Annotated in this window: 20 protein-coding genes; 4 read left to right on the plus strand and 16 right to left on the minus strand. The window is 62.3% G+C overall.

The features are described 5' to 3' along the window. Positions 1-364 precede the first annotated feature (364 nt). The 3 genes from msrQ to Q0X85_RS10285 form a co-directional block, all read right to left on the minus strand. Positions 365-967: a protein-methionine-sulfoxide reductase heme-binding subunit MsrQ gene (gene msrQ / locus Q0X85_RS10275; protein WP_297771809.1), complete on the minus strand. Its 603-nt coding sequence runs from the start codon at positions 965-967 to the stop codon at positions 365-367. Then, a complete protein-coding gene (msrP, locus tag Q0X85_RS10280) occupies positions 967-1,872 on the minus strand; it encodes a protein-methionine-sulfoxide reductase catalytic subunit MsrP (RefSeq protein ID WP_297771810.1) in 906 nt (301 codons plus the stop codon). The genes msrQ and msrP overlap by 1 nt, the downstream gene beginning before the upstream one ends. Positions 1,873-1,948: 76 nt before the next feature. Beyond that, on the minus strand, positions 1,949-3,442 hold the full coding sequence (locus Q0X85_RS10285; RefSeq protein ID WP_297771811.1) for an FMN-binding glutamate synthase family protein: 1,494 nt from the start codon (positions 3,440-3,442) through the stop codon (positions 1,949-1,951). 383 nt (positions 3,443-3,825) lie between these two features. Between Q0X85_RS10285 and Q0X85_RS10290 the strand changes: the two genes are divergently transcribed. Further along, positions 3,826-4,305, plus strand: a complete 480-nt coding sequence (locus Q0X85_RS10290) for a fasciclin domain-containing protein (protein WP_297771812.1) — start codon at positions 3,826-3,828, stop codon at positions 4,303-4,305. A 52-nt stretch (positions 4,306-4,357) separates the two neighbouring features. Here the strand turns inward: Q0X85_RS10290 and Q0X85_RS10295 are convergent, their stop codons facing one another. The 13 genes from Q0X85_RS10295 to dctP all read right to left on the minus strand — a co-directional run bounded on the left by Q0X85_RS10295 (position 4,358) and on the right by dctP (position 18,711). Beyond that, positions 4,358-6,568 (minus strand): PAS-domain containing protein, encoded by a 2,211-nt coding sequence (locus tag Q0X85_RS10295; RefSeq protein WP_297771813.1) that lies wholly within the window; start codon positions 6,566-6,568, stop codon positions 4,358-4,360. Between the two features lie 3 nt (positions 6,569-6,571). Beyond that, positions 6,572-7,741, minus strand: coding sequence for an FIST N-terminal domain-containing protein (locus Q0X85_RS10300; protein ID WP_297771814.1), 1,170 nt, complete (start codon positions 7,739-7,741; stop codon positions 6,572-6,574). A 47-nt stretch (positions 7,742-7,788) separates the two neighbouring features. Further along, positions 7,789-8,511, minus strand: coding sequence for a response regulator transcription factor (locus Q0X85_RS10305; protein ID WP_297771815.1), 723 nt, complete (start codon positions 8,509-8,511; stop codon positions 7,789-7,791). 60 nt (positions 8,512-8,571) lie between these two features. Continuing rightward, positions 8,572-9,363, minus strand: coding sequence for an ABC transporter permease (locus tag Q0X85_RS10310; protein WP_297771816.1), 792 nt, complete (start codon positions 9,361-9,363; stop codon positions 8,572-8,574). Beyond that, positions 9,360-10,079: an ABC transporter ATP-binding protein gene (locus tag Q0X85_RS10315; RefSeq protein ID WP_297771817.1), complete on the minus strand. Its 720-nt coding sequence runs from the start codon at positions 10,077-10,079 to the stop codon at positions 9,360-9,362. Before Q0X85_RS10315 ends, Q0X85_RS10310 begins: the two co-directional genes overlap by 4 nt. Before the next feature lie 50 nt (positions 10,080-10,129). Then, the gene (locus Q0X85_RS10320) at positions 10,130-10,570 is read right to left on the minus strand and encodes a hypothetical protein (RefSeq protein WP_297771818.1); all 441 of its coding nucleotides are present in this window, start codon (positions 10,568-10,570) and stop codon (positions 10,130-10,132) included. Between the two features lie 24 nt (positions 10,571-10,594). Further along, positions 10,595-11,560 carry a YVTN family beta-propeller repeat protein gene (locus Q0X85_RS10325; protein WP_297771819.1) on the minus strand — a complete coding sequence of 322 codons (966 nt, stop codon included), beginning with the start codon at positions 11,558-11,560 and terminating at the stop codon, positions 10,595-10,597. Between the two features lie 11 nt (positions 11,561-11,571). After that, positions 11,572-12,753 (minus strand): ABC transporter substrate-binding protein, encoded by a 1,182-nt coding sequence (locus Q0X85_RS10330; protein WP_297771820.1) that lies wholly within the window; start codon positions 12,751-12,753, stop codon positions 11,572-11,574. A 252-nt stretch (positions 12,754-13,005) separates the two neighbouring features. Continuing rightward, positions 13,006-14,523, minus strand: coding sequence for a malonyl-CoA synthase (locus Q0X85_RS10335; protein WP_297771821.1), 1,518 nt, complete (start codon positions 14,521-14,523; stop codon positions 13,006-13,008). Positions 14,524-14,534: 11 nt separating this feature from the next. Continuing rightward, on the minus strand, positions 14,535-15,779 hold the full coding sequence (locus Q0X85_RS10340) for a malonyl-CoA decarboxylase (RefSeq protein ID WP_297771822.1): 1,245 nt from the start codon (positions 15,777-15,779) through the stop codon (positions 14,535-14,537). Further along, positions 15,779-17,092, minus strand: a complete 1,314-nt coding sequence (locus tag Q0X85_RS10345; protein WP_297771823.1) for a TRAP transporter large permease — start codon at positions 17,090-17,092, stop codon at positions 15,779-15,781. Before Q0X85_RS10345 ends, Q0X85_RS10340 begins: the two co-directional genes overlap by 1 nt. Further along, complete coding sequence (locus tag Q0X85_RS10350) at positions 17,092-17,640, minus strand: TRAP transporter small permease (protein WP_297771824.1); 549 nt, start codon at positions 17,638-17,640, stop codon at positions 17,092-17,094. Before Q0X85_RS10350 ends, Q0X85_RS10345 begins: the two co-directional genes overlap by 1 nt. 87 nt (positions 17,641-17,727) lie before the next feature. Continuing rightward, the gene (gene dctP, locus Q0X85_RS10355) at positions 17,728-18,711 is read right to left on the minus strand and encodes a TRAP transporter substrate-binding protein DctP (protein WP_297771825.1); all 984 of its coding nucleotides are present in this window, start codon (positions 18,709-18,711) and stop codon (positions 17,728-17,730) included. 141 nt (positions 18,712-18,852) lie between these two features. Between dctP and Q0X85_RS10360 the strand changes: the two genes are divergently transcribed. From Q0X85_RS10360 to Q0X85_RS10370, 3 genes are all read left to right on the plus strand, one after another. After that, a complete protein-coding gene (locus tag Q0X85_RS10360) occupies positions 18,853-19,509 on the plus strand; it encodes a GntR family transcriptional regulator (protein ID WP_297771826.1) in 657 nt (218 codons plus the stop codon). A 92-nt stretch (positions 19,510-19,601) separates the two neighbouring features. Continuing rightward, a complete protein-coding gene (smpB, locus tag Q0X85_RS10365; protein WP_297771827.1) occupies positions 19,602-20,078 on the plus strand; it encodes an SsrA-binding protein SmpB in 477 nt (158 codons plus the stop codon). Positions 20,079-20,121: 43 nt separating this feature from the next. Next, the gene (locus Q0X85_RS10370; protein ID WP_297771828.1) at positions 20,122-20,403 is read left to right on the plus strand and encodes a hypothetical protein; all 282 of its coding nucleotides are present in this window, start codon (positions 20,122-20,124) and stop codon (positions 20,401-20,403) included. Positions 20,404-20,439 lie beyond the last annotated feature (36 nt).

Here is a 20,439-nt window from a genome sequence, read left to right on the forward strand (position 1 = left end):
CTAGCGCAACCCGCCAATCATACCTCAGATATTCTATCCCGCCTCGCACTCCAGAGCATCAGCCCCGTCCCGTCCAGCGTCCCAGCAGCACCTCAGCGCCGCCGGTGAAAGGGCTTTTACGGATAGCTCACCAAACCCGCAACCCCCTTTTTCGCCTTTTGTCATGTTTTTTTCAAAGAAGCGGATTTCTCCGTGATTAAAATAGGTTAAGGGAAATTAACGTCAGTTTCAGGGCCGCGCACGCAACATTCTTTCGGCGCTGATTTCGCCCCGATCCCGGATCTTGGGTTATCCACAGAGTTACCCCCAACAGAGCGCGATTTCCCCCGCAATCCCGGCAGGATCTCTGATCATAAAGGCCGACTCACGCCCGCTGCGTTCGCCATCTTACGCGCAGGCGCAGCGCCAGAAGCGCCAGAATCGCCGCCAGATAGATCAATGGCTCGATCTGAAATCCCTTGCTGAGCCAGATGAAGTGCACCGCACCCAGCACCGCCACCCCGTATGTCAGCTTGTGCAACCGCCGCCAGCGCGGCCCAAGGCGGCGCAGCGACCAGTCATTGGAGGTCAGGGCCAGCGGAATCATCATCAGAAAGGCGGTAAAGCCGACCGTCACATAAGGCCGCTTGACGATATCGGCCCAGATCTGCGCCGGGATCTGCACGTCGAGCACCAGCCAGACCAGCAGATGCAGCGCGACATAGGTAAAGGCCAGCAGGCCGATTGCCCGGCGAAAGCGGATCAGGTTGAGCCCGAGGAACCGGCGCAGCGGCGTGATGCAGAGACCGAGAATCACCAACTGCAACGCAACCTCGCCCAGCTCCCGCTCCAGCGCCTTGATCGGTTCCGCCCCAAGGCCGCCGGTCAGACCCAGATAAAACGTCCAGACGGCGGGCACCAACAGGATCAGCCACACCGACCAGACCGGCACACGCCGCACCACGGTATTGATCCGGTCCACCAGCATCAGAAGTGCTTGGTCAGGTCCATGCCCTCATAGAGCGCCGCCACCTCGTCACCGTAACCGTTGAACATCTGCGTCGGGATACGCGACGAAAACAGCCCGCCGCCGATGCGGCGTTCGGTGGCTTGCGACCAGCGCGGGTGATCGACCTCGGGGTTCACGTTGGAATAGAACCCGTATTCGCTGGCATTGGCCTTGTTCCAGCTGGTCGGCGGCTCCGCGTCGGTCAGCGTGATCCGCACCACCGACTTGATCGACTTGAACCCGTATTTCCACGGCACGATCAGGCGCAGCGGCGCGCCGTTCTGGTTGGGGATGTCGCGGCCATAGATGCCCGTGGCCATGATCGTCAGCGGGTGCATCGCCTCATCCAGCCGCAGCCCCTCGACATAGGGCCAGTCGAGCACGGGATAGCGCACACCGGGCATTTCGTCGGGGCGCAGCACGGTCTCGAAGGCCACGTATTTGGCACCCGATTGCACGCCGGCGAGGCTCAGCAGATCCGCCAGCTCAAAGCCGTTCCACGGCACCACCATCGACCACGCCTCGACACAGCGGAAGCGGTAGAGCCGCTCCTCGACCGTCATCTTCGCCATGATCTCATCAAAGGCATAGTCGCCGGGCTTGTCCACCAGACCGTCGATGCGCACGCTCCACGGCTCGATCGTCAGCGCGTCGGCATAACGGGCCGGGTCGCCCTTGTCGGTGCCGAACTCGTAATAGTTGTTGTAGCTGGTGATATCCTCCCAGCTATTGGGCTCCAGCGCACCGTCCTGTGCCTGTGCGCCCCCGGCCCCGCCGATGAGGCCAAGGCCCGCCGCCCCCGCGATCATCTGCCGTCGGTTGAGATAGATACTCTCGGGTGTCACGTCACGCTCAAGCAGCGTATTCGTCCAGCGGTTGGCCATGTCATCCTCCTGATCTGTCCTGCATAATATAGAGACAGACACGCGTCATGCCAGCCGAGGGTTTCAAATCAGCCGATCACAAAGCCGCGTCCGGGTTGTAACTTGGCCGGATCTTGTTGAACGGGATCGAGGAGCCATCGGCCTGCACCAGCCGCACATGCCGCCGCCGCATCTGGCGCGGTTCGGCCACGCCCACGGAATGGGCGATCATCTCGACCTCCTTGATCACCGATTGCGCGTAACTGGCGACCTTGACGTATTTGTCCTCGACGACCAGCCCGCGTTGCAGATGCTTGTCATGGGTGGTGATCCCGGTGGGGCAGGTGTTGCGATTGCACTTCAGCGCCTGAATGCAGCCCAACGAGAACATGAAGCCACGCGCCGAGGTGACGAAATCCGCCCCGGCACAGAGCGCCCAGGCCACATCGCCGGGATTGATCAGCTTGCCGCTCGCGATCATGCGGATGCGGTTCTTGAGGCCGTACCGGTCGCGCAGGTCCACCATGCGCGGCAAGGCCTCGCGGATCGGCATGCCGACCAGATCCATCAGCGGCATGGGCGCGGCCCCGGTGCCGCCCTCGCCGCCGTCGATGGTGATGAAATCGGGCGCGCAATCGGTGCCGCGTGCGACGATCAGCTCGAACATCGCCTCCCACGCCTCGGACGAGCCGACGACGGTCTTGAAGCCGACGGGCCGCCCGGTCACCTCGCGGATATGCACGATCATGTCCAAGAGCTCGCCGTAATCGTTGATCTCGGCATGGCGGTTGGGCGAGATGCTGTCCTTGCCGATCTCGATGCCGCGAATGTCGGCGATCTCGGAACTGACCTTCTCACCGGGAAGGATGCCGCCCTTGCCGGGCTTGGCCCCCTGCGCCAGCTTCAACTCGAACATCTTGATACAGGGATTGTCCGACACCTCGCGCAAGCGCTCATCGCTCAGCTTGCCCAGCGCATCGCGCACGCCGTATTTCGCAGTGCCGATCTGATAGACCAGATCGCAGCCGCCCTTGAAGTGGAACGGGCTGACCCCGCCCTCGCCGGTATTGAGCCAGATGCCCGCCCTGGCCGCGCCCCGGCTCAGCGCCTCGACCGCCGGGCGCGAAATCGCGCCATAGCTCATGCCCGAGACGTTGAAGATCGACTTGGCCTTGTAGGGAATCGCCGCCGTCGGCCCGATCTCCATCGGCGCTGTCACCGCGAACTGATCGTCGAGCGGCGGAAAGGCGGCGGGCACAAAGATCGGCGTCCCCGGCACCCCGAGATTGCGGGTCGAGCCGAAGGCGATCGTGTTGCCCTTGCCCTTGGTGGCGTGGCTCACCCAATCCCGCTGCGCGCGGTTGAACGGCATCTCCTCGCGGTCCATCGCAAAGAAATACTGTCGGAAAAATTCGCCCAGCTTGGTGAACAGCCCGCGAAACCGCCCGATCACCGGATAATTGCGCCGGATCGCGTCGCCGGGCTGCGTCTTGTCGAGGATGTAGAACAGCACCGCGACAAAGACCACGACCCCCAGAAGCAACACGAACAACAGCGCCAGAACCTCGAGGATCTGCGTCACATACCCCATTTTGAAATCTCCAATGATCCAATACCCCGCGCGCGCGGTGTCACCTCGCAAACTGCGCCTTTCGCAGGGGGCAGGCAAGCGGTGAAATCACCCGGCACAGGCCTGTGACAAGGCGTTATCACGCCATCCGGGCCATTGGCCCGGGCGCGGCATAATGACAGGACAGCCCGTTTGAAACGCCCCTGAAACGCAGGCGATTGTCCGTGAGAACACAAAAACGTGACTGGATGTTACAAATCCCCGAGGCTTAGCGAGCCGCCCGGTTTCGTCAAATCGCATCGGCGGAAATCCCCTGTGAACCAGTGGCACCTTCGGCGCGTAGGTCTCGCCATGATGCCACGCAGGCATCACTTGAAACTGATGCTCAAAAGGAGACGACACAGATGTTTCGCAGAACCTATCTTGCCCTGACCGCAGCCACCCTGATGGCAGGCCCCGCCTTCGCCGATGACCACTCCAAGGACATCGTCGATATCGCCGCGGGCAATGACAGCTTCTCCACCCTCGTCGCCGCCGTTCAGGCCGCAGACCTTGTCGAGACGTTGAAGGGCGACGGCCCGTTCACCGTCTTCGCTCCGACCAACGAGGCCTTCGCCGCCCTGCCCGAAGGCACCGTCGAAGACCTGCTCAAGCCCGAGAACAAGGACAAGCTGACCGCGATCCTCACCTATCACGTGGTGCCGGGCAAGGTCATGTCGGGCGACCTCAGCGACGGCATGACCGCCGCCACCGTAGAGGGCGGCGAGGTCACCATCGGCACCGAGGGCGGTGTTACCGTCGATGGCGCCAACGTGGTGCAGGCCGATATCGAGGCCAGCAACGGTGTGATCCACGTCATCGACGGGGTGATCATGCCCAAGTAACCCACCCTGAGAGGCGGCCAGCCGGCCGCCTCTTGCTTTTTTCGTCCGGGCGTCAGGTTGATGCCGGGACCGCCAGGAATGCTTCGAGCTGCGCGGGCACAAGTGGTTTTGCCAACACGTCCAGCCCCTCTGAACTACAGTGTGCACGCACCTCCGCAGAGAGGTGGCCGGTGATGATCCGGGTGGGGATCTCGCCGTGTCGTGCCACGATACGCGACACCACCTGAGGTCCGAGCACACCGTCCTCCAGTTCATAATCCACCAGCATCGCATCAGGACTGAGACCGAGATCCGCCAACTGCGCTTCGGCCTCCGCGAGGTTGCTCGCGTCGACCACGTCTGCCCCCCAGCCCTGCAAGAGCAGGGTCATGGCCTGCCGCAAATCCGGGTCTTTCTCGACAAGCAGCACGATCCGCCCATCCAACGACGGGCGTGCGCCACCGGAATGAGTGACGATCCGCACCTCTTGGCCGGGACGTCCGGAATGCACCAAGGGCACGGTCACGCTAAAGCAGGCGCCACAGCCCAGATCCGAGCGTAATTCCAGAGGATGCCCCAACAGCGCGCAGGCGCGTTCGACAATGGCAAGACCCAGCCCCATGCCCTCGGCAGCACTGACATGAGCATCGAGCCGGTGAAATTCCTGAAAGATCCGGTCCTGATCTGCGGGCGCGATACCCGGTCCCGTATCGCGCACCTCAAGTCTCAGATTCCGCCCCTGGCGCCGCGCACCGACCAACACCTTGCCGGACCCGGTATACCGGATCGCGTTGGCGATAAGGTTTTGCAGAATCCGCCTCAGATAGCTCGAGTCGCTCTCAACCGTGGCGGCACAGGGGACATAGCGCAGGTCAAGCCCCTTGAGGGCCGCAGCCGGGGCGAATTCATCGAACAGTTGATCGAGGATACGGCGCAGGGGCACATGCGTCACATCCACCTCGACATGCCCCGATTCCAGCCGTGAGATATCGAGCAGCGCGTCGATGATATCCTCGACACTGGTCAGCGCACGCTGTGCCTTGTCCATGAGCGTGCGATGCTCGGAGCTGGCAAGCTCTTCTTCAATTGACGCCAGATAGAGCCGCGCCGCCGATAGCGGCTGACGCAGGTCATGACTCGCCGCCGCGACAAAGCGCGACTTGGAGGCATTGGCGCGCTCTGCCTTGGCGAGCGCGTCCTCCAGTTCGAGCGTGCGGTCACGCACCCGCTGCTCCAGCCGCTCGTTGGCATGGGCCAGGGCACGGGCCGCCGCCCGTTCGGACGTTACATCCGAAAAGCTGATGACAAAGCCCCGGTCGGGCATCTGACGGGCAAAGACATCCAGCGTCTTGTGTGCGCCCGACCGCATGTAGAAACGCAGCGGCGCGCGCCGGTCCGATGCGGCCACCCAAGCCGCGATGTCACGCGGCGTCAGGCCTCCTTCGATCTCGAAATCACTGCCGATGCGGCGCAGGATCACGTCAAACTCGATACCGACGCGAAATCTCGATACCGGTATCGAGAGCATTCCGCCCGCATTCTGGTTCCAGCCCCGCAACTGGCCACCCCTGTCAAAGATACAGACACCCTGATCAATATGTTCGAGCGTGGCGCGGATCAGCTGCGCCTGATCGTCCAGCATCTTGCCACGTTCGCGGCGTTCCAGCCGGATGATATCGGTGATATCGGTTTGCAGGATAACGGTCTGGCCGTCACGCGTGCGATGTTCACTCACCTGCACCCAGCAATCGCCGGTCAGGTTGAGATTGAACATGACATGCTTTTCCTGATGCAGCTGCATCCGTCGTGCCGCCCACTCACCGCTGCTCTGCGCATCTGGCAGCTCCAGAAAGCGGCTCTCGCTGGCATGTCGCACGTAGTCGGCAAATTCGAGACCGGGGCGCAATTCGGCCACCAGATCGGGCATGTACATGCCAAACCGGCTGTTGTGCAGCACCAGTTGCCCATCACTGTCAAACAGAGCAAAGCCCTCTTGGATCGTCTCGATGGCATTGGCCAGATCAGAGCGCGCACGCTCGGCCTGCCGCGTGGCCTGCGCCAATTGCGCGTTCGAATCGTTGAGCAGGTCGAGCGCGTGCTCCAGATCGCGGGTCCGCTCGGTGATCTGGTCTTCGAGGATCACGGCCCGCTCGAAATGGGCATAGGCTACGCCGCCATCGTCAGTCACCTGTTCGACGCGGCGCATCAGCACCTCGATGATCTTGAGCAATTTGTCGTTCTGCCGCTCCAGCGGATCGGAACGGTCGATCAACCCGTCCATCATGTCCTAGCGTCCGTTCGGGGGGTAGATCGCCACCCCGGTCATTGTCTGATTGACATGCAGCCCGTTGATCTGCTCGCCATAGGTGGAAAACCCGACCACCCGATGCGCCGCCAGAATACGCGAGATCTGCGGGCCGATCTGGCGTTGCTGCACCTCGGTCCGGCGCAGGATGCAGTCACAGGCCAGCACCGTCAGCGGCTCGGTCTCATGCGCCAATGCCGCCAGCTCTCGATCCAGATGTGCCACCATGTCCTGAGATTGCGCCAAGGTCAGCACCAGACCCTCGTCGATGGCGGAAAAGAATTGCAGATCCCCATTTGCCTCGGCGCATTGGATGGCGCGCACATGATGCTGGCCGCCGATACGCACGACAACCGGATTCCCGGCAAAGGTCGACGCGGTCAGATCCTCGACCCGGCACCCAAGGATGCGGGCATATTCCTCGGCGGCCACCTCTGCGTTGATCTGGTGAACGATGCGCCGCGCCGGGTCGGCATCTGTCACAACCATGCGCCGGTCGGTCGGCTCGAAATGATCGAGCCGAAACACCCGCACCGGGCAATCGGTCCGCATGAGGCACACCACGGCGGCATTGCGAAGCGTGATCCCGTCGCACGAAATCAGCGTCTGCGCATAGCGCTCACCATCCGCGGCGGACCCTCCGAAGAGCGGCATCGGGCCCAGCCCCGCCGCAATCGCCGAGACCAGCTCATCCTCCTTGAGCGAGAGGCCATCGACGGCGAGAAAGGCAAACTCATTGGGCAGCGCGTCACCGGCCTGCGTCCCCAGCCAGGCGCGCGCGCGTACGGTCTGCGACACGCAGGCCGTGCTGTCGAGATCGTCGAGCGGGGTCACGATCTGAAGAACCGCGTGAAAATGATCGGCGGCAAAGCCGATGGCGACGATACTGCCACTGACATAGCCCCCCATCCCGATCTCTCCGGCGGTGGTACAGCCCACGCACCGCGTTTCGGAAAAGACCCGGCTTGCCTCGGCCATCAGCCCGTCGAAATCCGCTTCGGGGGCGACAAAGAACAGCACGAGCGCCAGACGCGTCTCGCCCATGGCACGGCGCAGGCGGCCAATGGCGTCGGGTGCGTCATGCGGAACCTCGGCGCGCGCGACGATTGTGTCGCAACCCAGCGCGCCCGGGTGCATCAGGCTGCTGTCCATGTCTCCTCCCGTGGGGCCCCTCCGCCCCTTGGGAAAGGTTAGTCCGGTTAGTCGCTCTCGCGCAAGACGTTAGAGAAGCTGGCCATTTGCGCGATCAGCACCGCTTGGGTGCGGGTTTGCACGCCCAGCTTGCGCATGATCGCCGTGACATGGGTCTTGACCGTGGTTTCCGCAATCGACAACTCATAGGCGATCTGCTTGTTCAACCGCCCCTCGCAGATCAGCTGCAGAATACGCGCCTGTTGACGGGTCAGGTGGCCCAATCGCTCGACCGCCTCGTCGCGGTCGGTCACCGGTTGATCCGGCGTTTCGGTCAGGACCACACCTTCCGGAACAAACACTTCGCCCGCCGCGATGGCCTCGAACGCCGCGCGAAAAACCGGGCGTTGGCTGTGCTTCGGGACAAAGCCCGCCGCACCGGCATGGATGACAGAACACACCATGCGGCTCTCGGACATCGAAGAGACCACGACAATCGGCGTCTCATCCGCCACGGACTTGAGCCGCGCCAGACCGTCGAGGCCGGTCACATCCGGCAGGTTGAGGTCGAGCACGATGATATCCGGCGGGCCATTGTCGGCGATCATGGCCATGGCCGCATCAAGGCTCTCCGCCGTCTCGATGCTTGAAATGCCAGCCACCGATTTGAGCGTCATGGAGAGCGCGTCGCAAAACAGCGGATGATCGTCGACGATCAGCGCGGCGCCAAAGGTCCCGTTGCCCGCAGGCGCGGGCCGGGTGCCGGAAATATGCGCCGATTTCGGTGTCATGACATTATCCTATCAAAGGGTCTCGCATCGGCATACTCACACCAAGGTCTGACATCGGTTTCATCCACGCCTCCGCATCAGCCCGCGCCCCGGATCATAGCCCCAAAGCGCAAGGCCAAGAAAGATCATACCGGCAAGCATCGTCCACAAGAGCGCCATGCCATTGAACTGCTCGTATAGAGCAAAGCGAATGAGCTCGACCGTATGACTGAACGGATTGAACGCGCAAATGTCACGCAACAGCACAGAGCTTTCCGCCATACGCCAGAGCGGATAGAGCGCGGTCGACATGAAAAACGTCGGAAAGATCACGAAATTCATCACACCTGCAAAATTCTCCATCTGACTGATGAAGGATGACAGCGCCACGCCAAGCGCGCCAAGCATGACACCGCCCAGAATGAGAGCCGGAAGAACATAGACATAGCCCATGAGCGGCATGGTGATCCCCATCGCCGCCGCAATGCCAAGAAACGCGTAACATTGCAGCACCGACACCGCCGTGCCCGCCAGGATCTTGGAAAACAGCAGCCACCAGCGCGGCAACGGGCTTGTCAGCAAGAGCCGCATCGACCCCATCTCGCGGTCGTAAACCAGACTGAGCGAGGATTGCATGCCATTGAACAACAGGATCATCCCGCACAGCCCCGGCACGATATAGGTCTCGTAAGTGATATAGGTCTGGTACGGCGGAATAATCGACAGGCCCAGCGCCGCGCGAAACCCTGCGGCAAACACCACCAGCCAGACCAGAGGCCGCACCAGGGCCGACACGAACCGCGACCGCTGCCGCGAGAATCGAAGCGCCTCCCGCGCGACGATAGCCCAGAGCGCGGTCAGCAGCGCCCTCATACCGGCGCCCCGGTCAAATTCAGGAACCGCTCGGTCAGGCCCTCTTGCCCGGCGATCTCGCGGGCGGTGCCATCGGCCAGCACCCGGCCGTTATGCAGGATCACCAGCCGGTCATCGGGCCAGACCTCATCGGTCAAATGCGTGGCCCAGAGCGCGGTCAGCCCGTCACTGGCACACAGATCATGCACATGGGCGGTGATGGCGCGGCGCGCCTCGGCATCCAGACCGACAGTCGGCTCATCCAGCAACAGAACGGCGGGGCGGTGCACCAGCGCGCGGGCGATCTCGGTGCGCCTGCGATGCCCGCCATTGAGGTCGCGCGCCAGCTCGTCCGCACGCTCGCGCATCGCCATACGTTCGAGCGCCGCCTCGATCCGCGTCTCGGCCTCGCGTCCGGCAAGCCCGTGCAGCGCCGCGAAATAGCGCAGGTTCCGCCGCACGCTCAGGTCCAGATCAAGCGTTGACTGTTGAAAGACGACCCCGATCCGCGCCAGCGCCTGACGTGGCGCACGGGCGATGTCATGCCCCATCACCGTCAACCGCCCCTCGCGGGTGGTAAACAGACGCGTCAACAGGGCAAAGAGCGTCGATTTCCCCGCGCCATTGGGGCCGAGCAGCGCACAAAACGCGCCCTGCTCCACGTCAAAGCTCACATTCTCCAACGCGCGTTTCGCGCCATAGGAAAAGCCAAGCCGCTCAACTTTCAGCCCTGTCATGATACCCCGTTCCTGCCCGGTCCAGTTACAACATAGACCGGGCCGGAAGGCTATTGAATGATGAACTCGATCCGTTGACTGTCGCCCGTGGTCCCGGGGATCAGCATGTTATAGCGGCCGGGTTTGATGGCGATAAACGAAAACTCGGCGGTTCCCGCGTCGTCAAACTCGAAACTGTCGATCGCCATCGGGCGAATCTCGATGTCGTTGATCACAATCTCGTCCATCCAGATCGCGCGAAAGAAGTCCGGTCCGGTCAGCGCCAATTCGGCGCTGCCGTCTGCGGTGATTTCCATCTCGTAATAGGCACCCGATTGCAGGGTGATCGGCCCCTCGCCCAAGGGCTTGCCCGAGGCCAGCGTAACCGCGATCTCATCGCCTCGGTTGCACTTGGCCAATAGCCCGGCAAACCCCATATCGTCGCAGAGCGGCGCGGCATGGGCGGGGGCCGCCAGCATGGCAAACGCGGCAGCGGTCAGTATATGTTTCATCACTTCTTCCTCTTCCCTGTTGGATCAATCAGACACGACCACGACACCCCAGGGCTGCTGCCCCACCTGCACCGATTTGACGACCGTCTCGGCCTCCACGTCGATGATCGAGATGTCATTGGAATTGCCGTTGGTGGTATAAAGAAACTTTTCTTCGGCATCGAAGGCGAGTTGCCAGACACGCTGCCCCACGAGCAGGTATTTCTCGACCTCGAACGTCTCGCCATTGACCAGCGCCACGCGGTTCGACGGGCCCAGCGCCACAAAGATCTTTTTGCCATCGGATGTCACCCGCACGCCCACCGGCTGTAGCAATTCAGGCGCAATGCCCGGCACCTCAAAGCTGATCTTGTGCTCGATCGCGCCGCCATCCGGGTTGATCACGCTGACCGTGCCACCGATTTCGGCGCTGACAAAGAGGTGCTCGCCATCCGCCGTATATTGCGCAAACCGCGGGCGCTGATCGACGAGCGTGTTCTGCACGATCTCATAGGACGTGGTGTCGATGAAATGCGCCATGTTCGTGGTCTCTGAGGTGTTGACCACATATTTGCCATCCGGCGATATTCCCATGCCCTCCGGCTCAACACCGACCGGCACTTCGGCAAGAATGGTATGGGTGTCCACATCCGTGACGGTCACCAGGTTGTCGTCCTCATTGGCGATATAGAGCGGGTTGCCAGACGGGTGCAGCACAAACAATTCGGGGTCCGGCCCCGACGGCAGCGTATGAAGTTCCTCATAGGTCTCGGTGTCGAACACCCGCACCAGATTGTCATCCGAGGCGCACACATAAAGATGCTTGCCATCGGGGCTGGCAGTGATGCCGCGCGGGCGGTTGCCAGCCGGAAACTCGGTGATCACCTCCCAGGTCTCGCTGTCCACAACAGTGATCGTATTGCCGCGTTCGTTGCTGACAAACACCTTTCCCGCCAGCGCGGGGCTGGTCATCAGGGCGGCAAGGGCTGTGGCAAGGGCAAGGCGTTTCATGGGCGTCTCTCCTATTGGTCAAAGGCGGTACAGGCGCTCTCGGGCTGATCGAGACCGAGCGTATCCAAAAGCGAACGTTGATGCAGAAACCCCTCCTGCGGGGATACACTCAGGGTGATCCGGCCATCGGCCAACAGGATCGGCTGGCGCATCTGGCCGTTCCAGTTGCGAAAGGTCAGCGCCTGCCCCTTGAACGCGGCCAATTCAAAATTCTCGCTCAGCGCATAGCTGCGCACGGTCGCGGGGTCGGCGCTCTGCGTGCGGGTGACCGCCTCTCCGATCACACGCAACGCGAGCCAGGCGTTATAATCTTCAGACCGCATACGCCGGCCCGTCAATTCCTCGAAACGATGCTGAAACTGCGTGCCCCCCCATGCCTCCAGCGCCGGATGCCACGACACCGGGCGCAAACCAGCAGACCCGGTAACCGGAGACGGTTGCCAGGTATGAAACGGCAGGTAGGTCGCGAAAACATCCGTCTCATCGGCGGCAATGATCACGTCATGGTCGGCCAGATCCTGCGTGAATGTCGGCAGTTGCCGTTGCACCTGCACATGCCCGCTATCGGTTCGCCGCGCGCCCCCCGTGTCGGTAAACTCTTTTTCCGCAACAATCCGGCCGCCGAACTTGGTGGCAGCGGCACGGTATGCGTCGGCCAGCGCGATGTCCTCGGGATGCGAGCCATGGATGAGCGCCCAGCGTGGCCATTTCTTCCAGATCAGAAATTGCGCCAACCCATCCGCGAACATGCGGCGCGACGGGACAACATGCAGGATATTGCCCCGGCAGCCATCGCTGCGCAGCGCCGTATCAGGCGCGAGGGTGTTGAGGATCAGCGTGCCCTCTGCGGCGGCCTGCGACATCGCCAACAGATCTTCGGCCCGTGCCTGCACGGCAAAGAACCGGACACCTTCGCCCTGCAACCGCTCAAATTCCGCCAGCGCAGTTTCGGGCGTCGCGGCCACGGCCTGCGTGACATAGGTCTGCCCCATGAAGCGCCCGGTGGTTTGATTATCCTCGGTCGCCAATTGCGCGCCGGCAAAGCCCAGATCTTCGGGCCGCAAATCGAGGCGCGACACCGGCAAGAGCGCGGGGTAATCCACCCGCAGCACGGCGGCGTTGACCTCCTGCGCGGTGGCAGTCTGCGCAAGCGACACAAGGCTTGCGACAGCAAGCAGGAATTTGCGGAACATGAACGGTCTCCGTCAAGGACTTGGCGGTGGCGGGATCGCCCCATGCGAATACTTTAGCAAAAAAGGTTGAGATGTGAGATTTTTTCACGCCAACTCGCCACCACTGGCGAAAGCGCACAAGAAAACCTATTTTTATGTTTTAATTTTAATGGCTTGGCAAGCTTCATACTTTGGTCGGAGACGAGAGAAGTCGCCGCTACAAGACCCGGTGCCATCGGGCACCGGGCCGTGAATCAGCTCTCGCTTCAGTCGTCAGGCGGGCGCAAACAGCCCCTCGTATTCCTTGCGCAGCACGTTCTTTTGCACCTTGCCCATCGTGTTGCGCGGCAAGGCGTCGAGCACGATAAGCTTGCGCGGATGCTTGAACCGCGCAAGGCTCTGCGACGCGGCAGCGGCAATCGCATCAAGGTCAAGCGTTTCGCCCTTTTGCGGCACCAGAAAGCCCACCACCGTCTCGCCGAAATCGGGATGCGGCACGCCCACCACCGCGCTTTCCAGAACGCCGGGCTGATCGTCGAGCAGCAATTCGATTTCCTTGGGGTAGATGTTGTAGCCGCCTGAAATAATCAGGTCCTTGTTGCGCCCGACGATCTGCACATAGCCCTGATCGTCGATCAGCCCCAGATCGCCGGTGATGAAAAAGCCGTTGTCGCGCAGCTCCTCGGCGGTCTTTTCGGGCATGTTCCAATAGCCCTTGAACACATTCGGGCCGCGCACCTCGATCAGCCCGATCTCGCCCTGCGGCAGGGTCTCGCCGGTCTGCGGATCGGTGATCTTGAGATCCACACCCGGCAGCGGAAAGCCCACGGTCCCCGCCCGGCGCGCGCCGTCATAAGGGTTCGATGTGTTCATGTTGGTCTCGGTCATGCCGTAGCGCTCAAGGATGCGGTGGCCGGTGCGCTCCTCGAACGCCACATGCGTCTCCGCCAGAAGCGGCGCCGAGCCAGAGGTGAAGAGCCGCATATGCGCCACCAGCTCGCGGGTAAAACGCGGATCGTCCAGCAGGCGGGTGTAAAAGGTCGGCACCCCCATCATCGAGGTGGCGCGCGGCAGTTGCGCGATCACCGTGTCCACGTCGAATTTCGGCAGAAAGATCATCGTTCCGCCCGCCAGCAGGATGATGTTGGTCGCGACAAACAGCCCATGCGTGTGAAAGATCGGCAGCGCATGCAGCAGCACATCCTCGGCGCTGAACCGCCAATAGTCGACCAGAACCTCGGCATTGGACAAGAGGTTGGTCTGCGTCAGCATCGCCCCCTTGGAGCGGCCTGTGGTGCCAGAGGTGTAGAGAAACGCCGCAAGGTCGTCGCCCTCGCGCGGCGTGGTGTCGAATGTCTCGGGCAGATCACGCGCCGCATCCGTCAATGTGCCGGTGCCGCCTGCGTCGAGCGTCATCAGTGCGGCCCCTGCCGCCTCGGCCACCGGCCCGAGCGCGTCGGCCTTGCCCGGATCGCACAGCAGCAGTTTCGCGCCGCTGTCGCTCACGAAATACGACAGCTCATCCCCGGTATAGCCGGTGTTGAGCGGCAAAAAGACGATGCCCGCCTGCACGCAGGCCGCATAGACCGCAAGCGCCTCGGGCGATTTCTCGATCTGCGCCGCGAGCCGGTCGCCGGGCGCAAGCCCCGCCGCGCGGAACGCATGGGCATAGCGCGCGGTCAGCCGCAGAAAGGCGTCATAGCTGAGCGTTTGCCCGTCGCCGAGGTGGAGAAACGGGGCGCTGCGGCCCGCATGGCGACCGAACAGCGTGTCATAGAGAGGGTTGGCCATGGTCTTGTCCTTCATTCCGTCGTCTTGGCGGCCGCAGAGGCGAGGGCCGTCACCTCTGACGAGGCGGCGATCTCGCCCGAGGCCGCAAATCGCTCGTGGTTCTGCGAAATCTGCCGCAGGTCGTAAAGGTAATTCACCATCACGCCGCCGGATTGCTTTTGCCCGTTGCGCGAGCGGTCGGCCCCCGCATGGATCGCATGGACCGAGGCCCCGTTGCCCAGATGAAACCGCGCCACCGGGTCATAGGGCCCGCCCTTGTCGCGCTTGGCATGGAGCAGGTACTGCGCGGTGATCTGACGGCGGGCGTCGTCGTCGTCGGGCATGGTCTTGTCACGCTCCGACAGCCAGCGGGTGAGGCCGGGAATCGGCGACAGGGTTACGAAGGTCTTGAGATTGGGCAATTCCTGCGACAGGTCTGCCGCCACCTGCTTGATCAGCGAGTTGCCGAATGAAATGCCCGCCAGCCCCGACTGGCAGTTGGAGATCGAGTAGAACACGGCGGTGTCGGCGGCATCCGGCGCGATGGCCTCGCGCTCTTCCGACAGCACGTCATGGATCGCGCCGGGAACACCCCGGCTGAGCGCGACCTCGACAAAAATCAGCGGCTCGTCGGGCATCGCCGGGTGGAAAAAGCCGAAACAGCGCCGGTCCGTGGGTTGCAACCGGCGGCGCAGGTCGTCCCAGCTGTCAATGGCATGCACCGCCTCATAGGCGATGATCTTTTCCAGCACATCCGCCGAACTGGTCCAGTTGATCGGGCGCAGCACCAGAAAGCCGCGATTGAACCACGAGGCAAAAAGATGCTTGAGATCGAGATCGACCACCGAAAGGCCCGGAGTGTCGTGCGCGAGACGCAAGAGATCCGAGCGCATCGCCACAAGCTGCGCCGTGGCCCCCGGCACCTGATTGAGACGGCGGGCAAGCTCCTGTCGCGGCGGCTCGGCGGCGGTCATGAAGGCGCGGTAGGTGCTGCGGTCGGGCGTCGTCTCGAACGCATCGAGCGTGTCGCGCACCGCCTCGGGGTCGACGCCCATATCCTGCGTCAGAAACTCGAAAAACGCCAGTTTGCCCGCATCGTCCATGCCCGCGTAGCGATCAAGGATCAGCCGCGAGAGGGCCATGCCCGACACCTCGCCGGAACTACCCAGAAGATCGCGGCACAGCGCCTCGATGCTGCGGTTTTGCCGGTCGGGCTCTGCGGCACCGCGATAGCGCCGCTCGAACACCGTTGAGAGAAGATCCGCCAGTACGCTCATCAGCCCAGTCCCATCACTGCATTCGGCAACCATGTGGCCAGTCCCGGGAACAGGCACAAGAGGATGATCGCGAGGATCATGCAGCCGACATAGGGCAGCGAGCCGACGAGGATCGTCTTGAGCTTGATATCGGGTGCGATGCCGTTGATCACATAGAGGTTGAGGCCCACGGGCGGCGAAATCAGGCCGATTTCCATGTTGATGGTCAGCACCACGGCAAACCAGATCGGGTCGAACCCGGCGGTGGTGATGATCGGCAACAGGATCGGGGCTGCCATCAGAATCACCGCGACGGGCGGCAGGAAGAAGCCTGCGATCAGCAGAAAGACGTTGATCGCGCCCATAAGAATCCAGCGATTGACGTCAAGCGTGCCGATCCATTCCGCGATGGATTGGGTGATGAAGAGCGAGGACAGCATGTAGGAAAACACCCCCGCCGCCGCGATGATAAAGAGGATCATCACACTCTCGCGGGTGCTGTCGCGCAACACCACCCAGAGCGCACGTGGATCCCACAGCTTGTAGATCACCATGGCGATCACCAGACACAGCAGCGCCCCGACCGCCGCAGTCTCGGACGGCGTGGCGATGCCGCCATACATCGCATAGAGCACGCCGAGGATGATCGCGAGAAACGGCAGAACGCGCGGCAGGATCTCGATCTTTTGCGCCCATGTGTAGGGTTTGGCACCGATCAGGCGCACATCGCCCGCCTTCCATGTCTGGTAGAGCGACCACGCCATGAAGAGCGCGACCAACAGCAGCCCGGGAATGACCCCCGCCAGAAACAGGCGGCCAATCGAGGTTTCCGTTGCGATGCCGTAAACGATCATCGTGACCGATGGCGGAATGAGAATCCCGAGCGTACCACCCGCCGCGATGGAGCCCGCGGCGACGGAATCAGGGTATCCGCGCTTGCGCATCTCGGGGATGCCCATCTTGCCGATGGCGGCACAGGTGGCAGGCGAAGAGCCCGACATCGCCGAAAAGAGCGCGCAAGCCCCGAGGTTGGAGATGACGAGGCCACCCGGCACTCGGGTCAGCCACCGCTCCAGCGCCTCATAAAGATCGGCACCCGCACGGGTCGAGGCGATAGAGGCCCCCATAATGATGAACATCGGAATCGACAGGAGCGCGAAATTGTCGAGCTTGCCAAAGAAGATTTCCGGCATGAGTTCGAGCGACCGCATCCCGTCGAAGACGATCAGAAAGCCGCCCGAGACGATCAGCAGACCGAGCGCGACCGAAACACCTGAGAACAGCACGACGATGGTCACGATGGCGACGATAAGGCCAAGCAGAAGCGGGTCCATCAGGCGTCCTCCAGTCCGAATGGGGTGTCGATATCGAGGATCAGCGCCACGAGATCGGCCACCAGTTGCAAGAGGAACAGGGCAAAGCCCACCGGAATGGCGAGATAGGGGATCCACAGCCGCACTGCCCAGATGGTATCCGAGGTCCAGCCGCGCGCCCAGGCGAAATGCCAGAATTCATAGCCGTACCAGAGCATGACGCTGACCACGGCAATCGACAGCGACAGCGTCAAAACCGCCAGCCCCTTGCGCATCCGGCGCGGCAGGGCGAGCGGAATGAGGTCCACGTTCACATGCCCGCGCAGGCGCTGCACGTAAGGCAAGCCCAACAGGGTCGCCGCGATCATGAGATAGATCACCGCCTCGGTTTGCCAGATGGTCGAGCCGTTCATCACGAAACGGATCCAGATCATCTGACAGGTGATCAGCACCGCCGAGACGATCATGCCCGCCGAGACCCAGCCCGCAAGGCTCGAGATCGCGGCGACGGCGCGCAAGAAGGGGTTATTTCCGGTGCGCGCGACGGCGCCCGAGGTCTGGCCAGCCATTTGGCACTCCTGATGGTCGTCTGGATTTGGGTCATTTGGGTCGAGACATGCCGCACCCGGTCAGAGGGGCGCGGCATGCAGGTCACGTCACTCGACGGCGAGCGCCATATCGAGCAGCTCCTGCCCGTCGGGCACCTGCTCGACAAACGCCTTGTAAGAGGTTTCCTGCGCGATGGCGCGCCATGCGTCGAATTCCTCCGGCGTCATGTGGGCAATCTCGACACCCGCCTTCTCGAACACCTCGACAGAATTGGCGTCCTGTTTCTTGGCCTCTTCAAGGTAATAGGCCTCGGCCTTTTCCGCCCCGGCCATCAGCGCGGCCTGCTGATCTTCGGTCAGCCCTTCAAAGGTGGTCTTGTTCATCAGCAGCGGCTGATACATGAACCACAGCGCCACGTCGCCCGCAGGCGTGTAGCAGCTCACCTGCTCGTAAATCCGGTACGAGACAAAGGACGAGGACGAGGTGTTGGCCGCATCCAGAACGCCGGTTTGCATGGCGTTGTAGATCTCGGACGACGCCATCGAGGCGATCGAGGCACCGGCGCCCGCCAGCATCTGCTCGAATGCCTTGCCCGCCGCACGGGTCTGGAGGCCCTGAATGTCATCGGGCTTGGTGATGCACTTTTCCTTGCCGGCAAAGCCGCCCGCGAGATAGCCATGCACCAGCACCATAACGTCATCTTCGGCCATCTTGGCCTCGAGCGCCTCCATGAAGGGGCTGTTCGACAGGCGCGCGGCGTGGTCGTGGTTCTTCACCAGCCCCGGCATCAGGGTCAGGTTATAGGCCGGTTGCTGGCCGCCCGCGTAGCTGAGCGGCAGGACCGTCATGTCAAGCTGCCCACGGCTGAGCGGGGTATACTGCTCGCGCGGCTTGAACAAAGACTTGGACCCGAAAATCTTGATCTCGAGATCGACATCGGCGGCGGCGACTTCGTCGGCGACGATTTGCGCCACCTTGTGACGCACGTCATTGTTGGACCACTGATGCGACAGGCGCAGATCGGCGGCGTTTGCCATTCCTCCCAGAAGCAGCGCGGTTGCGGCGGTGGCCGCCATAAAGGTGTGTTTCATGTTTTCCTCCCATTACTGCCGTGGGCCTGATGACCCGTGAGCATAAGGGGCAGTGTTTGGAGTTTTGAATTCAGAGTCAAGATTTTTGTATACAAGACTTTCCTACTTGCGCACAAAACCCGCTCTCGCTACAGTTTTTTTATGGAAATGCGTCGCGCCGATATCATTGCTGACGCGCTCGAGGAGCTGGTCTTCACGGGCGGGTTCAACGATGGCGACCGGCTTGACGAAATCCGCCTGGCCGGTCAATTCAACGTGTCCCGCACGCCAATCCGCGAGGCTTTACAAAGGCTTGTCGCCTCGGGTCTGGCCGAGCAAATCCCAAGACGGGGGGTGTTCATCCGCCAGCCGGGTCTTGTCGAACTGATGGAAATGTTCGAAACCATGGCCGAGATCGAGGGCGTTTGCGGACGGCTTGCCGCACATCGCATCTCGGAATCGGCCCTGCGCGACCTGGACAGCGCCAACGCCCTGTGCACCGAGGCCATCGCGGCAGATGATACCGATGGCTACTACAGGGAAAACGAACATTTTCATCACCTCATCTATCATGAGGCCGGAAACTCGTTTCTCGAACAAGAGGCGCTGCGCCTGCACCGGCGCCTGAAACCCTTTCGCCGGATGCAGCTGCGGCTGCGCGGTCGAATGGCGCAGTCCATGGCCGAGCATGAGGCGGTCGTCGAGGCGCTGCGCGCAGGCGAGGCGCAGCGCGCCGCCGAGGTGCTGCGAGGCCATGTCGCCATTCAGGGCGAGAAATTCCACCTCCTGATGGCAAACCTGCGACGCGCAGCCGAGTAATCGCGGAAACGCCGATTGTTGACTCGTTTCAATGCGGTGAAAGAATATCGTCCCCGCTGGACAGCGCAATCGCGCGGCATTAGGTAAGCCCGATGGCCAAGACAAAGGAAAATCCGAACTACAAGGTGATCGCCGAAAATCGGCGGGCGCGCTACGATTATGCCATCGAGGACGATCTGGAATGCGGAATCATCCTGGAAGGGTCCGAGGTCAAATCCCTGCGCGTCAACAGCGCCAATATCGCCGAGAGCTATGCGATGGTCGAGAATGGCGAATTGTGGCTCGTGAACTCCTATATCGCGCCTTATGAGCAGGCCAAGACCTTTGGTCACGACGAGAAACGGCGGCGCAAGCTTCTGGCCTCGAAAAAGGAACTGGCCCGGATGTGGAACGCGACGCAGCGCAAGGGCATGACGCTGGTGCCGCTGGTGCTGTATTTCAATCATCGCGGCATCGCCAAGCTCAAGATCGGGATCGCCAAGGGCAAGAAGAACCACGACAAGCGCGCGACCGACGCCAAGCGCGACTGGAACCGGCAGAAGCAGAGATTGCTCAAAGAGGGGCTGTGAGCGGGGACGCACCCCGGTCCCTGGATCATCGAAGGAGCATGGCATGGAACTGATCCTGAGCCTGATCGCGGGGGCCATCGCCGGCAATGTCGCGGGTGGGCTGATCAAGGAAACGGGCCTTGGCACGATCGGAAACTCGCTCGCCGGGCTCGCGGGCGCAGGACTTGGCGCATATCTCGTGTCGGTGCTGGGGCCCGAGCGCATCGTGACTTTGGCCGGTGGCGGCGATGCCGGCGCGATCACAGGCTCCCTCGCGATTGGCGCGGTAAGTGGCAGTGCCGTGGTTCTGGGCATTGGCCTGATCCATATGCTGCTGGCCGAATAGCCCGCGCGACCGCAGCATGATGACCGCCCCCGCTCT

Origin of the sequence: uncultured Roseovarius sp., assembly GCF_947259555.1 — a bacterium.
Taxonomy (GTDB): Bacteria; Pseudomonadota; Alphaproteobacteria; order Rhodobacterales; family Rhodobacteraceae; genus Roseovarius.

What these genes read in the sequence shown, in the direction of transcription:
- Q0X85_RS10290 (WP_297771812.1), top strand. Translation starts at nt 3,826, where the DNA reads ATGTTTCGCAGAACCTATCTTGCCCTGACCGCAGCCACCCTGATGGCA.
- msrQ (WP_297771809.1), bottom strand. Translation starts at nt 967, where the DNA reads ATGCTGGTGGACCGGATCAATACCGTGGTGCGGCGTGTGCCGGTCTGG.
- Q0X85_RS10335 (WP_297771821.1), bottom strand. Translation starts at nt 14,523, where the DNA reads ATGGCCAACCCTCTCTATGACACGCTGTTCGGTCGCCATGCGGGCCGC.
- Q0X85_RS10330 (WP_297771820.1), bottom strand. Translation starts at nt 12,753, where the DNA reads ATGTTCCGCAAATTCCTGCTTGCTGTCGCAAGCCTTGTGTCGCTTGCG.
- dctP (WP_297771825.1), bottom strand. Translation starts at nt 18,711, where the DNA reads ATGAAACACACCTTTATGGCGGCCACCGCCGCAACCGCGCTGCTTCTG.
- Q0X85_RS10350 (WP_297771824.1), bottom strand. Translation starts at nt 17,640, where the DNA reads ATGGCTGGCCAGACCTCGGGCGCCGTCGCGCGCACCGGAAATAACCCC.
- Q0X85_RS10285 (WP_297771811.1), bottom strand. Translation starts at nt 3,442, where the DNA reads ATGGGGTATGTGACGCAGATCCTCGAGGTTCTGGCGCTGTTGTTCGTG.
- smpB (WP_297771827.1), top strand. Translation starts at nt 19,602, where the DNA reads ATGGCCAAGACAAAGGAAAATCCGAACTACAAGGTGATCGCCGAAAAT.
- Q0X85_RS10310 (WP_297771816.1), bottom strand. Translation starts at nt 9,363, where the DNA reads ATGAGGGCGCTGCTGACCGCGCTCTGGGCTATCGTCGCGCGGGAGGCG.
- Q0X85_RS10295 (WP_297771813.1), bottom strand. Translation starts at nt 6,568, where the DNA reads ATGATGGACGGGTTGATCGACCGTTCCGATCCGCTGGAGCGGCAGAAC.
- Q0X85_RS10325 (WP_297771819.1), bottom strand. Translation starts at nt 11,560, where the DNA reads ATGAAACGCCTTGCCCTTGCCACAGCCCTTGCCGCCCTGATGACCAGC.
- Q0X85_RS10345 (WP_297771823.1), bottom strand. Translation starts at nt 17,092, where the DNA reads ATGGACCCGCTTCTGCTTGGCCTTATCGTCGCCATCGTGACCATCGTC.
- Q0X85_RS10320 (WP_297771818.1), bottom strand. Translation starts at nt 10,570, where the DNA reads ATGAAACATATACTGACCGCTGCCGCGTTTGCCATGCTGGCGGCCCCC.
- Q0X85_RS10340 (WP_297771822.1), bottom strand. Translation starts at nt 15,779, where the DNA reads ATGAGCGTACTGGCGGATCTTCTCTCAACGGTGTTCGAGCGGCGCTAT.
- Q0X85_RS10315 (WP_297771817.1), bottom strand. Translation starts at nt 10,079, where the DNA reads ATGACAGGGCTGAAAGTTGAGCGGCTTGGCTTTTCCTATGGCGCGAAA.
- Q0X85_RS10300 (WP_297771814.1), bottom strand. Translation starts at nt 7,741, where the DNA reads ATGGACAGCAGCCTGATGCACCCGGGCGCGCTGGGTTGCGACACAATC.
- Q0X85_RS10305 (WP_297771815.1), bottom strand. Translation starts at nt 8,511, where the DNA reads ATGACACCGAAATCGGCGCATATTTCCGGCACCCGGCCCGCGCCTGCG.
- msrP (WP_297771810.1), bottom strand. Translation starts at nt 1,872, where the DNA reads ATGGCCAACCGCTGGACGAATACGCTGCTTGAGCGTGACGTGACACCC.
- Q0X85_RS10360 (WP_297771826.1), top strand. Translation starts at nt 18,853, where the DNA reads ATGGAAATGCGTCGCGCCGATATCATTGCTGACGCGCTCGAGGAGCTG.
- Q0X85_RS10370 (WP_297771828.1), top strand. Translation starts at nt 20,122, where the DNA reads ATGGAACTGATCCTGAGCCTGATCGCGGGGGCCATCGCCGGCAATGTC.